Consider the following 14559-nt stretch of genomic DNA (forward strand, 5'->3'; position numbering starts at 1 on the left):
CCACGAAATGCCCGCAGAATAGTCAAAAGCTTGCCGCGCGCAACCACATATCGCGTCTGATTGCGCAATGTTTGGCGTCGGGCTTGCTGCGGGGAAAAGCCGCCGATAGACCATGCTCGCGCCAACTAAGGGCCTCATACGAAACGACAATGACAGCCACAAGGACCATCGCGGTGATCGTGGTCGCTGCGGGCCGCGGCGAGCGGGCTAGCACCGGGCAGGACACAAGCCCGAAGCAGTACCGCACGCTGGCCGGCAAGCCGGTGCTTAGCCGGAGTATCGAGGCATTTTTGGGACGCGAGGATATCTCGTGGGTCGTGCCGGTGATTCACTCCGAGCAAGTGGAGCGCTATGCCGCCCTCGGCCTCGAGGACGCGCGCCTGTTGCCGCCGGTGAGCGGCGGTGAGACGCGCCAGGCTTCGGTGCTCGCGGGGCTTACGGCGCTGGGCACAAAGCGCCCGGACCTCGTGCTGATCCAGGACGCGGCGCGGCCGCTGGTGTCGTCGGACGTGATCAGCGGGGTTATCGAGGCGTTGCGGAGCAGCGAAGCCGCCCTGCCCGTGGTGCCCGTGACTGACACGATCAAGCGCTCGATCGATGGGCGCACTGTCACCTCGACTGAGGATCGCAGGACCCTGTTCGCGGCGCAGACGCCGCAGGGGTTCCGGTTTCCGCAGATTCTGTCCGCGCACTTGCGTGCAGGCCGAATGCCGCGGGAGTTCACCGACGACGCGGCGATCGCCGAGTGGGCCGGGCTGACGGTGGCGCTGACACCGGGCAGCACCCACAACATCAAGATTACGCATCCCGAGGATTTTGCCCGGGCGGAGCGGCTGCTGGGCAAGGAGACGACCATGGAGACGCGCGTTGGGACAGGGTTCGATGTTCACCCGTTGGAACCGGGCAAGGCGGTGTGGCTTGGCGGGGTGGAGATTGCGCATACCCATAAGCTCAAGGGGCACTCGGATGCCGACGTGGCGCTGCATGCGCTGACCGACGCGATCTACGGAGCGCTTGGTCTCGGTGACATTGGGTCGTTCTTCCCGCCGTCCGACCCGCAATGGCGCGGCGCGGCGTCGTCGGTGTTTCTGGCCCATGCCGCGGCACAGGTTGCCGAGCGGCGCGGCCGGATCGTCAATCTCGATATCACAATCGTCTGCGAGGCGCCGCGAGTTGGACCGCATGTGGAGGCCATGAAGGCAGCGATCGGCGGGGTATGCGGGATTTCCGCGAGCCGCATCGCCATCAAGGCGACGACCAGCGAGCAACTGGGCTTCACCGGCCGTCGCGAGGGCATCGTCGCCATGGCGAGCGCCAGCATCGAACTCCCCAGGGAAGACTGAAATGAAGCTGCCCGATGACATCGCTACCCTCGCTGAAGAGACGATAGGGGCTCTCAAGGCCGCGGGGATAACCGTGGCGACGGCGGAGAGCTGCACCGGTGGCTTGATCGCCGGCGCGCTGACGTCGGTCTCGGGATCGTCGGACGTGGTCTATGGCGGGTTCGTGACCTACGCCAATGAGGCGAAGATCGCGATGATCGGGGTGCCGTTCGGGCTGCTGAGGCAGTTCGGCGCGGTGTCGAAGGAAGTCGCGATGGCGATGGCTGATGGGGCGATGGGTGCTGCGGGCACGCATCTCGCCGTGGCCGTGACGGGGATCGCCGGGCCGAATGGCGGCACGGCGGAGAAACCGGTCGGGCTGGTGCATTTCTCGGTGGCGACGGAGGACGGCACAACACATCTCAAGAAGGTGTTCGCGGGCAACCGCGACGAGGTGCGGCATGCGACGGTGGTGCAGGCGCTGAAGCTGGTGCTGAAGGCAGCGAAGGCCTAGGTCGCCCCCACGCTATGCGCCGACCAGTACGAAGACGTTCCCGTCGGGAGCTTCCATGACGGCGACATGGCCTGACTCGGTGGCGAAGGGTTGGCGGATCCAGGTTATGCCGTCGTTGCCCTGCATCTGGGCAAACGTTGCGCGAACGTCATCGACGCCCAGCTCGATCTCGGTGAAGTTGATGTCGGGATTGTCGCTGAGGACCAGTTCCGAGCTGGTTCCGTCGGGGAACTTCATCCCGACCAGCGTCCATACACCTCCATCCGGCAACGGGCGTTCGATCTTCCAGCTCTGCGTTAGCCCAAGGGACTCATAGAACGCTACTGATGCCGCCACATCTTTGGTCGGCATGCATACGCACTCGATCCTTCGGATCATGCTGTTCTTCCTCCACCGCCGCTCCGGAACAAATCAGGAACGCAGTGCTGGTAGCATCGCGCCGCACCATTGGCAAACGGCGATGTGGAGGCGGGCGACTTAGCCGAAACGGCGGTCGGCTTCGTCCTCGAAAGCGTCGATGATCTCGGTCTGCTTGGCGGCGAAGGCCGGCTCGGCGACCGCGGCGACCAGCGGGTTGGCGATCTTGAAGTCGATGTCGAAGCGGATGCGGGTCCCCTCGCCTTCCGGCTCGAAGCTCCACTTACTGTCGAGATAGGCGAACGGGCCGTCGACGGCCTTGGCAGTGATGGTCATCGCTACCGGGTCGGCCACCACCCGGCTGGTGTAGGCCTGTGTCACCGGGCCGAACTGGATGGTCATTCGGGCGAGGATGGCACCGCTCGCGTCGTCGCGGACATCCATCGCCTTGCAGTTGGGGATGAAGCGCGGGTAGGCCTCGAGATCCGAGACCAGATCGAACATGCGCTGCGGCAGGTGCGGCGAGTGCCGCTCGAGGAAGAGATCAGGCATGGGCGAGTTTGGCCATCCGGTTGGCGCGCAGTTGCTCGAAGTCTTCACCGGCGTGGTGCGACGAGCGGGTGAGCGGGCTTGAGGAGACGAGCAGGAAGCCTTTGGTCATCGCCACGGTGGCGAAGGACTTGAACTCCTCCGGGGTGACGAAGCGCTGCACCGGGTGGTGCTTCTTGGTCGGCGCCAGGTACTGGCCGATGGTCAGGAAATCGACGTCGGCCGAGCGGAGGTCGTCCATCAGCTGCAGGACTTCGTTCCGCTCCTCGCCGAGGCCGACCATGATGCCCGACTTGGTGAACATGGTGGGGTCCAGTTCCTTCACCCGCTGCAAGAGGCGGATGGAGTGGAAGTAGCGGGCGCCGGGACGGACCTTGAGATACTTCGACGGCACCGTCTCGAGGTTGTGGTTGAACACGTCGGGCTTGGCCGCAACGACGATCTCGAGCGCGCCCTCCTTACGAAGGAAGTCCGGCGTCAGGATCTCGATGGTGGTCTTCGGAGTACGGGCGCGGATGGCGCGGATCACCTGGGCGAAGTGTTCGGCACCGCCATCGGGAAGATCGTCGCGATCGACCGAGGTGATGACGACGTGAGCCAGGCCGAGCTTCTCGACGGCAATGGCGACGTTCTCGGGTTCCTTGGGATCGAGGGCGGTCGGCAGGCCGGTGCGTACATTGCAGAAGGCGCATGCACGGGTGCAGATCTCGCCCATGATCATCATGGTCGCGTGCTTTTTCGACCAGCACTCGCCGATGTTGGGGCAGCCGGCCTCCTCGCACACAGTGACGAGGCCGTTCTCGCGCACGATCTGCTGGGTCTCCTTGTAGATTGGAGAACCCGGCGCCTTGACGCGGATCCAGTCCGGCTTTCGCAGCATCTCGTTTTCGGGCCGGTTGGCCTTTTCGGGATGCCGCGGACGGGTGTCGAGACTGTCGATCAGAGTGACCAAGAGACGTTCCTAGCCGGCAATAAGCCTGGCGATGACGACAACGATAATAGCACCAACCGTCGAGGTAATGATCTGCGTGACGATCGGGCTCTTGATGCCGAGGTTGATATTGAGGGCAGTGAACAGATAGCCGCCCACGAACGAACCGATGACACCGCTCACGAGGTACGTGATCAGTCCGCCGCCACCGACGATGAGGCTGGCAAGGAAGCCAGCGACCAGACCGATGACGAGAAAGATGACCAGCGAGCGAGTATCCATACGACCCATTTGAACTTCTCCCCCAAATTGCTTTTCCGGCAGACCCATTGTCTTACCCCCGTTTGACCCAATGTCGATATCGCGTCTCGACATGGCGGGTTCAACCCCGGCGCGTCGCCCCTATTTGTTGATCAGCCTTGCAACCAACAGCACCACGATGGCGCCAATGGTTGCGGTGACGATCTGGCTGACCAGGGCGTTGCCGATCGGCAGCTCGACCTTGGCGAGAGTCAGCAGGTAGGCGCCGACGACCGAGCCGATGACGCCGACGATCAGGTTCCTCAGCAAGCCGCCGCCGCCGAGAATCAGGCTCGCGATCCAGCCGGCGACAAGGCCGATGGCGAGGAAGATGAGGAGCGAGGTGATTTCTGGCGACATGAACGGGATGTCCTTCGGAGGGATGGGATGATCCATCAGATGTTGAGGGCGCGACCGTAGGCGTCCAGCACGCTTTCCTTCATGGTCTCAGAAAGCGTCGGGTGCGGGAAGATGGTGTGCATCAGGTCTTCCTCGGTGGTTTCGAGGCCCATCGCGACGACGAAGCCCTGGATCAGCTCGGTGACTTCCGCGCCGACCATATGGGCGCCGAGCAGCTCGCCGGTCTTGGCGTCGAAGATGGTCTTCACCAGACCCTCCGGCTCACCAAGCGCGATGGCCTTGCCGTTGCCGACGAACGGGAAGCGCCCGACCTTGATCTCGCGGCCGGCTTCCTTTGCCTTCGCCTCGGTGAGGCCAACGCTCGCCACCTGCGGCTCGCAATAGGTGCAGCCCGGGACCTTCAGCTTGTCGAGGCCATGGACGCCTTTGAGCCCTGCGATGGTCTCGACGGTGACGACGGCTTCATGCTCGGCCTTGTGGGCCAGCATCGGCGGGCCGGCAACATCGCCGATGGCCCAGACGCCCGGCACGTTGGTGCGGCCGTAGTTGTCGATGACGACCGCGCCGCGATCGATCTTCACGCCGAGCTTCTCGAGCCCGAGATTCTCGGTGTTGCACTGCACGCCGACAGCGGAGATCAGCGCATCGGCCGAGATGGTGAGCTTGTCGCCGGTCTTGGGCTCGATGTGGGCGGTGATGCCGTCCTTGGTCTTGTCGACCTTCGACACCTTGGCGTCGGTGATGATCTTGATGCCACGCTTCTCGAAGCGCTTCTTCACATGCGCGGCGATCTCGGCATCCTCGACCGGCAGGATGGTCGGCAGCAGCTCGACCACGGTCACCTCAGCGCCGAGCGAGCGGTAGAACGAGGCGAACTCCATGCCGATGGCGCCGGAGCCCATGATCACCAGCGATTTCGGGAACTTCGCCGGCTTCATCGCCTCGAAATAGGTCCAGATCTTCTCGCCATCGGGCTCGATTCCGGGCAGCACACGCGGCCGGGCGCCGGTGGCAATGATGATGTTCTTGGCCTTGTAGGTGCCCTCGGGCAGCACGGTCTTGGGCTGCGGCCACTGCGGCTCGACCGGCTTCTTGGTCATCTTCTTGACCACGATCTCGCCCGGTGCCGTCAGCTGCGCCTCGCCCCAGATGATGTCGACCTTGTTCTTCTTCATGAGGAACTGGACGCCGTTATTCATCTGCCCGGCGATCTTGCGCGAGCGATCGACGATGGCAGCGATGTCGAAGCCGAACTCACCAGCCGAGAGTCCGTAGTCCTTGGCGTGGCCCATATGGCCGTAGATCTCAGCTGAGCGGAGCAGCGCCTTGGTCGGGATACAGCCCCAGTTGGAGCAGATGCCGGCCATGTGCTCGCGCTCGACGATGGCAGTCTTCAGGCCCAGCTGCGCGGCGCGGATGGCGGCTACGTAGCCGCCCGGACCGGCGCCGATGACGATGAGATCGTATGAGTCAGCCATCTTGTTGGTCCTTCACCATCAACAACCAGTCTTTCCCCGGCGTCGTGCCGTCCGGGAGCTTGCGCATCGGCCGGGTCGCGGAGACCGCGAAGCCTTCGCGTTCGTAGAGTTGCCTTGCCCGCACGTTCGCGTCTTCAGCGATCAGCGTCAGACCGCGGCTGCCAGCCTCGGCGCGCTTGTTCTCTGCGACATCGAGCAGCTTGGCGCCGATCCCCTGCCCTCGCCACGGTGTGTGTACGGCAAGCATCGAGATGAACCAGTGCCCGGCGGAAAGCCATTCGAGTTCGACGATGGGGACTAGGAAATCCGGCAGGTCCTCTGGCATCGGCGGCATGATTTCGGGTTCGGGATACCCGAGCAACAGGCCGACGACCTCACCATCGCTCTCGGCGAGGCTGGCGTTGCGCCAGTTGAGGCCGTCGCTCTCGTCGAGCATGTCGAGCCGGCCGACCTCGATCGGATCGTAGGTGCCTTTGGCACGCCTGTCGTGCGCCCAACCCATGCCGATGCCACCATGCGTCGCGATATTGACCAGCAGCGCGACTTCACTCGCGTCTGTCTTGGTCGCCGGGCGAATGGCGATCGGGGCGGTCACAGGCCCAGCACCTGCTTCACTAGCGGGACTAGGCCCTCGCCGATGGCACGCGTGTTGGCAGCATCGAGATGCACGCCGTCGGCCGGATCGGCTTCGGCGACACTCGAGGCATCGAAGAAGCCGGTGCCGTATTCGTCGGCGCGCAGCTTGTACCATTGGGCGAAGAGCCTGGACTGCGCGATGGCCTCATCGCCGAAATGCAGCAGCATCTCGGGATGGTCGGTGTCGCGGATATGCGGCGGCGCGACGAGGATGATCCCGGGCGCGACGTCGCCGGGCTTCTGGTAGTGGCCGCGGATGATCTGCACCAGCCGCCGCATGCCGTTGGCCGCTTCCTGCGCCGTGCGGCCGTGGAACGGCTTCAGGTCGTTGGTGCCCAGCATGATGACGACGAGGTCGAGCGGCGAGTGCGACTCGAGCAGCGTCGGCAGCAGGCGCGCGCCGTTGCGGTCGGCAGCAGCCCAGCCGTCGTCGTGCACGGTGGTGCGCCCGCCGAGGCCTTCAGCGATGACGCGGGCCCTGCCGTCGAGGGCGCGCTCAAGAGCCGTCGGCCACCGATCCTCATACGGGTGGCGCTGGCCTCCCGGGATCGGATTGGCGCCGAAGGTGAGGCTGTCGCCGAAAGCGAGGATGGTTTTCATCGCCTACAGTCCCAGCTTCTTGGCGACATTGCCGAGCGAGACGCCGAACCGGCCCAGATCGTATGGCACGGCGGCATTTGCCTTCAGCCCGAATGGGTTACCTTTGGTGCTCTCGAGAAATTGCGGGCCGCCGAAGATCAGCACGGTACACATGCCCGCGCCCCGTCCTTTGTCGAAGAATATGCACAGGTCGTTGCCGTTCGGCGCGGTTTTCACCTGCCAGGTGCCGCGCTCCACGATGTCGCTCTTGTCCGACCAGCCGAGCAGCGTGCCATCCGGTGCAAAATAGAGGATGGCAACTGTGGAGATAGGCAGAATGTTGAGGACACGCTTCTGCACGCGGCCGAGCTTTGCCAGAACTGTGTAGCCCGCCAGGTAGCCCTTCGCCTGTGCCGGTGCAGCATATTGGAAGCCCCGCACAAGCTCCTTGCCTACCTTCGTAATCTGCAAGGCCTCGCTGCCGCCGACCAGGGTCAGCGACAGCAGCAGCGTCAGCAGTGCCAGTTTGAGGGACCGGAGCATGGCGCGGCTCAAGCCAGCATCATCACGGGGTTTTCGATCAGGCCCTTGAACGCCGCCAGCACCTCGGCGCCGAGCGCGCCGTCGACAGCGCGGTGGTCGCAGCTGAGGGTGACGGTCATGAAGTTCGCGACCTTCACCTGGCCCTTTTCGGCGTAGACGCGCTCTTCGCCGACGCCCACCGCAAGGATGGTGCCGTGCGGCGGGTTGATGACGGCCTGGAAGTTCTTGATGCCGTACATGCCGAGGTTGGACACTGAGGACGTGCCGCCCTGGTATTCGGCGGGCGACAGCTTCTTGGAGCGGGCGCGGCCGGCGAGGTCCTTTACCTCTTCGGAGATCTGGCGCAGCGACTTGGTATCGCAGGCCTTGACCACCGGTGTGAACAGACCGCCCGGGACGGCTACGGCGACGGCCACATCGGCGTGCTTGTGATAGAGGATCGAGTCACCGGCCCAGGTGGCGTTGGCGGTCGGCACCTTCATCAGTGCGGCGGCCCAAGCCTTCATGACGAAGTCGTTGACCGAGAGCTTGTAGGCGGGCTTGCCGTCCTTCACCGGGGCGGCGGCATTGATCTGTTCGCGGGCTTCGAGCAACGCATCGATCCTGCAATCAAGCGACAGGTAGAAGTGCGGAATGGTCTGCTTGGCCTCGGTGAGGCGTGCGGCGACGACTTTGCGCATGCCGTCGTTCGGCACGATCTCGTAGCTGCCCTCAGGATAGAGGGCCAGCACCTGCGCCTTGGTCATGCCCCCGGCGAGTGCTGCACCACCCGAGGCCGCAGCAGCGGGAGCCGGAGCGGCCTTGAGCGGGGCCTTGCCGGAGCGGGCGGCTTCGACGTCGGACTTCACGACGCGGCCGTGTGGGCCGGAGCCGGAGATGGCGTTGAGCTCGATGCCGGCTTCCTTGGCGAGGCGCTTGGCCAGCGGGGAAGCGAATACGCGGGCGCCGTTAGCTGCGGGTGCGGTCGTGGGCTTCGGAGCGGCAGGAGCAGGCGCAGCAGCGGCCGGCGCGGGACTAGCGGCGGGCGCCGGAGCTTCGGCCTTGGTCGGCTCGGGTGCCTTGGCTGCCGGGGCAGCGGCGGGAGTTGGAGCCGTCACGTCGGCGGCGGTTTCGCCTTCAGTGAGGATCACGGCGATCACCGCGTTGACCTTCACGCCCTCGGTGCCTTCCGGCACCAGGATCTTGCCGATCCTGCCCTCGTCGATCGACTCGACTTCCATCGTCGCCTTGTCGGTTTCGATCTCGGCGATGACGTCACCGGAGGAGACGCTGTCGCCTTCCTTGACGTGCCACTTGGCAAGCTTGCCCTCTTCCATGGTGGGAGAGAGCGCGGGCATGGTGATGTTGATGCTCATAGGTGCCTCACTCGCCGATATCTTCGTTCCAGAGTTGCGGGTGCTTCTCGATGAAGTCCGCCATCATGTGCTCGCAGCGCGGCTCGTGGTAGTCGACCACGTTCACGCCGGCCAATGACAGGACGTCCTGGAAGCCTTTGAAATTCTTCGATTCCGCCACCACGACGCGGGAGATGCCGAACTGGATGATGGTGCCGGTGCACATCATGCAAGGGCTGAGCGTGGTGTAGCAGGTCACGTCGCGATAGGTCCGCTGCCGGCCGGCGTTCTGGATCGCATCCATCTCGCCATGCAGGATCGGATCGCCCTTTTGCACGCGGCGGTTGTGACCGCGGCCGATGATCTCGCCATTCCGCACCAGCACCGAGCCGATCGGTATCCCGCCCTCGGCGAGGCCCTTCTGAGCCTCCTCGTACGCGGCATCGAGGAACTTCTGGTCGAGCTCGGACTGCGTGGGCATCCGCCTAGCTCCGGTACGTCACGGCGTTCACCGCCGCGATGACTTCATCGACGTTCGGCAATGCCAGCTTCTCGAGGTTGGCGGCGTAAGGCATCGGGACGTCCTTGCCCGTGACGCGGGTCGGCGGGGCGTCGAGATAATCGAACGCCTCGGCGACGACGACGGCGGCCAGCTCGGCGCCGATGCCGCCCTGCGGCCAGCCCTCCTCAACGGTAACGAGGCGGCCGGTCTTCTTCACCGACTCGACGACGGTTTTGGTGTCCATCGGACGCAGGGTACGCAGGTCGATCAGCTCGACGTCGACGCCGGCGGCGACCAGCTTCTCAGTGGCCTGGGTGGCGTAGCGCATGCCCATCGAGAACGAGACGATCGTCACGTCCTTGCCCTCACGAGCGATGCGGGCCTTGCCGATCGGCAGCACGTAGTCGTCGACCTTGGGGACGAGCCCGGTCGAGCCGTAGAGGATTTCGTTTTCGAGGAAGACGATCGGGTTGTTCGAGCGGATCGCTGCCTTGAGCAGGCCCTTGGCGTCGGCGGCGCTATAGGGCGCGACGACGTAGAGGCCGGGAACGTGGCTGTACCAGGCCGAATAGTCCTGGCTGTGCTGGGCGCCGACGCGGGCGGCAGCGCCGTTGGGGCCGCGGAAGACGATCGGCGCGGTGACCTGGCCGCCCGACATATAGAGCTGCTTGGCGGCGGAGTTGATGATCTGGTCGATCGCCTGCATGGCGAAGTTCCAGGTCATGAACTCGACGATCGGACGGAGGCCGGCGAACGCGGCGCCGACTGCAAGGCCGGCGAAACCGTGCTCGGTGATCGGGGTATCGATGACGCGCTGCGGGCCGAACTCCTGCAGCAGGTTCTGGCTGATCTTGTAGGCGCCCTGGTACTCGGCAACTTCCTCGCCCATGAGGAAGATGTCCTTGTCGCGGCGCATCTCTTCGGCCATCGCCTCGTTCAGCGCCTGGCGGACGGTCATTTCGACCATCTCGACGCCGGCCGGCAGGTCCGGATCCGACGCGACTTCGAGGATGGATACTGGCGCGACGCCGGCAGGTGCGGTCGGTGTTGGTGATGCGACTGCTTCCGCGACCGCCGCGGCGGAGACAGCTTCGGGCGCACGCTGGGCCGGCTGGGCACTGACATCGCCCGGCTCTTCGCCTTCACCTAGAACCACGGCGATCGGAGCGTTGACCTTCACGCCCTCGGTGCCCTCGGCGACGATGATCTTGTTCACCACGCCGCTATCGACGCTCTCGACCTCCATGGTCGCCTTGTCGGTTTCGATCTCGGCCAATACGTCGCCGGGCTTTACCGTGTCGCCTTCCTTGACCAGCCATTTGGAGAGTTTCCCCTCTTCCATGGTCGGCGAGAGGGCGGGCATGAGGATTGTGGGCATCTAGCTCTCCGGCGGAGATCGAAAAAAGGGAAACGCGAGAAACGCCGATCAGGCGGCGTAGATGTCGGTCCAGAGCTCGGACGCGGCCGGCTCTGCGTCAGCGGTGGCAAAGTCTGCGGCCTCGGTGACGATGGCGCGGATCTCGGTCTCGAGTTCCTTGAGGCTTTCCTCGGTGCCGTAGCGCTTCTCGAGGATGCGCTGCTTCACCTGCTCGATCGGATCGTGCTCGGCGCGCATGGTCGAGACTTCATCCTTGGAGCGGTACTTCGCCGGGTCGGACATGGAGTGACCCCGGTAGCGGTAGGTCAGCATCTCGAGGATGTACGGGCCCTTGCCGGAGCGGGCATGCTCGATGGCGCGCTTGGCGGCGTCGTAGGTCATGCGGATGTCCATGCCGTCGACCTGTTCGCCGTCGATGCCGAAGGAGATGCCGCGCTTGGAGAAATCCGGCTGGCCGGAGGCGCGCTCGACCGAGGTGCCCATGCCGTAGCGGTTATTCTCGACGATATAGACGGCCGGCAGGTTCCAGAGCTTGGCCATGTTGAAGCTCTCGTAGACTTGGCCCTGGTTGGCCGCGCCGTCGCCGAAGTATGAAATCGAAACCGTGTTGTCGCCGCGGTATTTGCTGGCGAAGGCGAGGCCGGTGCCGAGCGAGACCTGGGCGCCAACGATGCCGTTGCCGCCATAGAAGCGGTGCTCGTTGGAGAACATGTGCATCGAGCCGCCTTTGCCCTTCGACAGGCCGCCCTGGCGGCCGGTCAGCTCAGCCATGACGCCCTTGGGATCGAGGCCCATGACCAGCATGTGGCCATGATCGCGGTAGCCGGTGATCTGGGCATCCTGGCCCTTCTTCGATGCCATGGTGACGCCGGTGACCACGGCTTCCTGGCCGATATAGAGGTGGCAGAAGCCGCCGATCAGGCCCATGCCGTACATCTGGCCGGCCTTCTCCTCGAACCGGCGGATCAGCAGCATTTCGCGGTAAGCGGCGAGTTCCTGTTCCTTGGTGAGTTCGGGGACATTGGACTGGGCCGTTTTGGCCGCCGCTTTACGCGCCATGGGCGAGAGCTCCGAAATAGGGATAAGCCGCATCGTCGTCGCGCGGCGGTTGGGCCGCGAACCGGCGGAGCTTAGCGCAATATTGTGACGGACGCGAATCCGCGTGTCGCGTGAAGAAACGGCGCTATCAGTCTATGCCGTCATCGATATCTTCGGTTAACTCGTCTGTGGTTGACGAAGCATTTGAACCGGAAGCCGGTTTACCGGTCGCGGGATCGACCATCACCACAACGTCGTCTGCCTGGGCCATGGAGAGCAGCGCCCTCGCCCGCTCGGACACCAGATCGGGATCCATCTTGGTGGTCTGGAACAGATCGATCCGGTGGCGGAACGAATCGATCTCCGCCTGCAGCGCTCCAGACTTCGCACCCAGCTCGTCGATCTCGGCCTCGAGCACGTCCTGGCTCTCGATGCCGAACTGGCCGGTGACGACACTGTAGCCCAGGTAGCCCTGGAAGGCGATGAGCCCGAGCGTGAGGGCGACATGGCGCCAGAAGGCCGGGCGTTTCAAACGGGTGGGCATGGGTGCGGCTACGCTTGGTTTGCTTGGTACCTCTTATAGTTCACCGCGGCTTAACGGGTGGTTGCAAGATAGTTGGATACGGCCGGGTGGGGATAAGTTTCGAGGTGTTGTACGCCGCTCAGGGTGCCTGCTCCATCACCGTCATTCCCGCGAAAGCGGGAACCCAGTGGGATGGGCCTACCAAGCCTCGACCACGATCTCCGGCCAGACCGTCATCGCCCTTGCGCCCTTCTTCTCATGCGTCGCGCGGTTGTTCATCCGCCGGTTGGGGACGATGCGGAAGCTGAAGAGGTCGTCGAGGCCGAAGGGGGTGTAGAGCTCGATTGCCCCTGCACTATCGAGGCGTGCGCCGACGGCATGGGTTAGCGAGGCGAAGCGATCGATGGCTTCGCAGGAGGAACTCAGCGCCGGATAGGGTTCGCCGAAGCGCTCGGGGTACCAGAGGTGGACGCGGGCCTGGTTGCGAAGCTGCACCGGCAGCGGCGCGCCGGCGAAGGCCTGGTCGGCAGCCTTGATGGCGCGGTCCTCGGCCTCGTAGCTCAGGTCGGAGGCATCGAAGTAGAACAGGTCGATGTCGTTGATGCCGGTGAGTGACGGGCGACCGGTCAGGTGGTTCCAGACGGTGTTGTAGATGGCACCGGAGACCAGCCAGGTGTCGGGGAGCGCGAGGCGATGTGCGCGTTCGAGGGCGTCAAGCAGCATCGGCGTGGCGCGGATGATGTCGCGGAGCGCTTGCGTCTGATCATCGGCCGATTGGCCGGAATAGCGGAGGTGGTGGGTCATCACGCGACGGTAGCCGATTCAGCTACCGCCGCATGTCAGGGTTTCTCGATCAGGCCTTCAAAATGCTGCGGCCGGCGTACTTGGCCGAGGTGCCGAGCTGCTCCTCGATGCGGATCAGCTGGTTGTACTTGGCCAGCCGGTCGGAGCGCGAGAGCGAGCCGGTCTTGATCTGACCGCAGTTGCAGGCGACGGCGAGGTCCGAAATGGTCGAGTCCTCGGTTTCGCCCGAGCGGTGCGACATCACCGAGGTGTAGGCGGCACGGTGGGCGGTATCGACGGCGTCGAGGGTCTCGGAGAGCGAGCCGATCTGGTTCACCTTGACGAGGATCGAGTTGGCGACACCCATCTTGATACCGGAGCGCAGGCGCTCGGTATTGGTGACGAACAGGTCGTCGCCGACCAGCTGCACTTTCTTGCCGAGCAAGTCGGTAAGCGCCTTCCAACCCTCCCAGTCGTCCTCGGCCATGCCGTCTTCGATGGTGATGATCGGGAACTTGTCGACGAGGCCGGCGAGGAACTTGGCGTTCTCCTCGGAGGAGAGGGTCTTGCCCTCGCCTTCCATGGCGTACTTGCCGCCTTTGAAGTACTCGGTCGAGGCGCAATCGAGGCCGAGATAGACGTCCTTGCCGGCGGCGTAGCCGGCCTTCTCGATCGACTTGACGATGTACTCGAGCGCCGCCTCGGCGGACTTGAGGTTCGGCGCAAAGCCGCCTTCGTCACCCACATTGGTGTTGTGGCCGTCGGCAGCGAGACCCTTCTTCAGGGTATGGAAGATCTCGGAGCCGATCTGCACCGCATGCGCCATGCTCTCGGCGCCGACCGGCAGGATCATGAATTCCTGCATGTCGATCGGGTTATCGGCGTGCGCGCCGCCGTTGATGATGTTCATCATCGGCACGGGCAGAACGTGGGCGTTGGGGCCGCCGACATAGCGGTAGAGCGGCAACTCGCTCGATTCGGCGGCGGCCTTGGCCACGGCGAGCGAGACGCCGAGGATGGCATTGGCGCCGAGACGCGACTTGTTCGGCGTGCCATCGAGTTCGATCAGGGCGCGATCGACGCCGATCTGGTCGAGGGCGTCGAGGCCCTGAATCTCGGCGAAGATCTCGGTGTTGACGAAATCGACCGCCTTGGTGACGCCCTTGCCGAGGAACGGCTTGCCGCCGTCACGGAGTTCCACGGCCTCGTGGGCCCCTGTCGAGGCGCCCGAGGGCACCATGGCGCGGCCGAAGCTGCCGTCATCGAGCACCACGTCCACCTCGACGGTGGGATTGCCGCGGCTGTCGAAGACCTGCCGGCCGGTGATGTCGATGATGGTAGACATGTGCGTGACCCCTTGTCCGTGCAATCGATTGCTCGGCCCTTGTTAGAGAAGGGCAATGACACAGTGAAGAGGGCCGGGGATAATTTT

At 64.4% G+C, this 14559-nt stretch carries 18 protein-coding genes; 2 read left to right on the top strand and 16 right to left on the bottom strand.

From position 1 onward, the window contains the following. Positions 1–149: 149 nt before the first annotated feature. Both AC1DYL_RS03475 and AC1DYL_RS03480 read left to right on the top strand, forming a co-directional pair. On the top strand, positions 150–1343 hold the full coding sequence (locus AC1DYL_RS03475) for a bifunctional 2-C-methyl-D-erythritol 4-phosphate cytidylyltransferase/2-C-methyl-D-erythritol 2,4-cyclodiphosphate synthase (protein WP_477158066.1): 1194 nt from the start codon (positions 150–152) through the stop codon (positions 1341–1343). A 1-nt stretch (position 1344) separates the two neighbouring features. Further along, on the top strand, positions 1345–1836 hold the full coding sequence (locus tag AC1DYL_RS03480; protein WP_477172089.1) for a CinA family protein: 492 nt from the start codon (positions 1345–1347) through the stop codon (positions 1834–1836). 12 nt (positions 1837–1848) lie between these two features. Here the strand turns inward: AC1DYL_RS03480 and AC1DYL_RS03485 are convergent, their stop codons facing one another. The 16 genes from AC1DYL_RS03485 to eno all read right to left on the bottom strand — a co-directional run bounded on the left by AC1DYL_RS03485 (position 1849) and on the right by eno (position 14472). Continuing rightward, positions 1849–2187, bottom strand: a complete 339-nt coding sequence (locus AC1DYL_RS03485) for a VOC family protein (RefSeq protein ID WP_477172090.1) — start codon at positions 2185–2187, stop codon at positions 1849–1851. A gap of 126 nt (positions 2188–2313) precedes the next feature. Then, complete coding sequence (locus AC1DYL_RS03490) at positions 2314–2745, bottom strand: type II toxin-antitoxin system RatA family toxin (protein WP_477172091.1); 432 nt, start codon at positions 2743–2745, stop codon at positions 2314–2316. Beyond that, positions 2738–3694 carry a lipoyl synthase gene (gene lipA, locus AC1DYL_RS03495; RefSeq protein WP_477172092.1) on the bottom strand — a complete coding sequence of 319 codons (957 nt, stop codon included), beginning with the start codon at positions 3692–3694 and terminating at the stop codon, positions 2738–2740. The genes AC1DYL_RS03490 and lipA overlap by 8 nt, the downstream gene beginning before the upstream one ends. A 9-nt stretch (positions 3695–3703) precedes the next feature. Further along, a complete protein-coding gene (locus tag AC1DYL_RS03500) occupies positions 3704–3955 on the bottom strand; it encodes a GlsB/YeaQ/YmgE family stress response membrane protein (protein WP_477149415.1) in 252 nt (83 codons plus the stop codon). A gap of 120 nt (positions 3956–4075) precedes the next feature. Next, complete coding sequence (locus tag AC1DYL_RS03505) at positions 4076–4333, bottom strand: GlsB/YeaQ/YmgE family stress response membrane protein (protein WP_477158070.1); 258 nt, start codon at positions 4331–4333, stop codon at positions 4076–4078. Positions 4334–4368: 35 nt separating this feature from the next. Then, positions 4369–5811 carry a dihydrolipoyl dehydrogenase gene (lpdA, locus tag AC1DYL_RS03510; RefSeq protein ID WP_477172093.1) on the bottom strand — a complete coding sequence of 481 codons (1443 nt, stop codon included), beginning with the start codon at positions 5809–5811 and terminating at the stop codon, positions 4369–4371. Further along, on the bottom strand, positions 5804–6406 hold the full coding sequence (locus AC1DYL_RS03515; protein WP_477172094.1) for a GNAT family N-acetyltransferase: 603 nt from the start codon (positions 6404–6406) through the stop codon (positions 5804–5806). Before AC1DYL_RS03515 ends, lpdA begins: the two co-directional genes overlap by 8 nt. Further along, on the bottom strand, positions 6403–7047 hold the full coding sequence (locus AC1DYL_RS03520) for an SGNH/GDSL hydrolase family protein (protein WP_477172095.1): 645 nt from the start codon (positions 7045–7047) through the stop codon (positions 6403–6405). Before AC1DYL_RS03520 ends, AC1DYL_RS03515 begins: the two co-directional genes overlap by 4 nt. A gap of 3 nt (positions 7048–7050) precedes the next feature. Beyond that, positions 7051–7581, bottom strand: coding sequence for a hypothetical protein (locus tag AC1DYL_RS03525; protein WP_477172096.1), 531 nt, complete (start codon positions 7579–7581; stop codon positions 7051–7053). Continuing rightward, positions 7578–8924 (bottom strand): pyruvate dehydrogenase complex dihydrolipoamide acetyltransferase, encoded by a 1347-nt coding sequence (locus tag AC1DYL_RS03530; RefSeq protein ID WP_477172097.1) that lies wholly within the window; start codon positions 8922–8924, stop codon positions 7578–7580. The genes AC1DYL_RS03525 and AC1DYL_RS03530 overlap by 4 nt, the downstream gene beginning before the upstream one ends. 7 nt (positions 8925–8931) lie before the next feature. After that, entirely contained in the window at positions 8932–9384 is a 453-nt protein-coding gene (locus AC1DYL_RS03535; protein ID WP_477149314.1) for a nucleoside deaminase, read from the bottom strand. A gap of 4 nt (positions 9385–9388) precedes the next feature. Then, positions 9389–10783 carry a pyruvate dehydrogenase complex E1 component subunit beta gene (locus tag AC1DYL_RS03540; protein WP_477172098.1) on the bottom strand — a complete coding sequence of 465 codons (1395 nt, stop codon included), beginning with the start codon at positions 10781–10783 and terminating at the stop codon, positions 9389–9391. A gap of 48 nt (positions 10784–10831) precedes the next feature. Next, positions 10832–11842, bottom strand: coding sequence for a pyruvate dehydrogenase (acetyl-transferring) E1 component subunit alpha (gene pdhA / locus AC1DYL_RS03545; protein ID WP_477149312.1), 1011 nt, complete (start codon positions 11840–11842; stop codon positions 10832–10834). A gap of 127 nt (positions 11843–11969) precedes the next feature. Then, positions 11970–12365, bottom strand: coding sequence for an FtsB family cell division protein (locus AC1DYL_RS03550; RefSeq protein WP_477172099.1), 396 nt, complete (start codon positions 12363–12365; stop codon positions 11970–11972). Between the two features lie 177 nt (positions 12366–12542). Then, entirely contained in the window at positions 12543–13148 is a 606-nt protein-coding gene (locus AC1DYL_RS03555; RefSeq protein ID WP_477172100.1) for a nucleotidyltransferase family protein, read from the bottom strand. A 49-nt stretch (positions 13149–13197) separates the two neighbouring features. After that, the gene (gene eno, locus AC1DYL_RS03560) at positions 13198–14472 is read right to left on the bottom strand and encodes a phosphopyruvate hydratase (protein WP_477172101.1); all 1275 of its coding nucleotides are present in this window, start codon (positions 14470–14472) and stop codon (positions 13198–13200) included. Between the last annotated feature and the right edge of the window lie 87 nt (positions 14473–14559).

The sequence above is a fragment of the Devosia sp. P1_H9 genome (assembly GCF_056405135.1).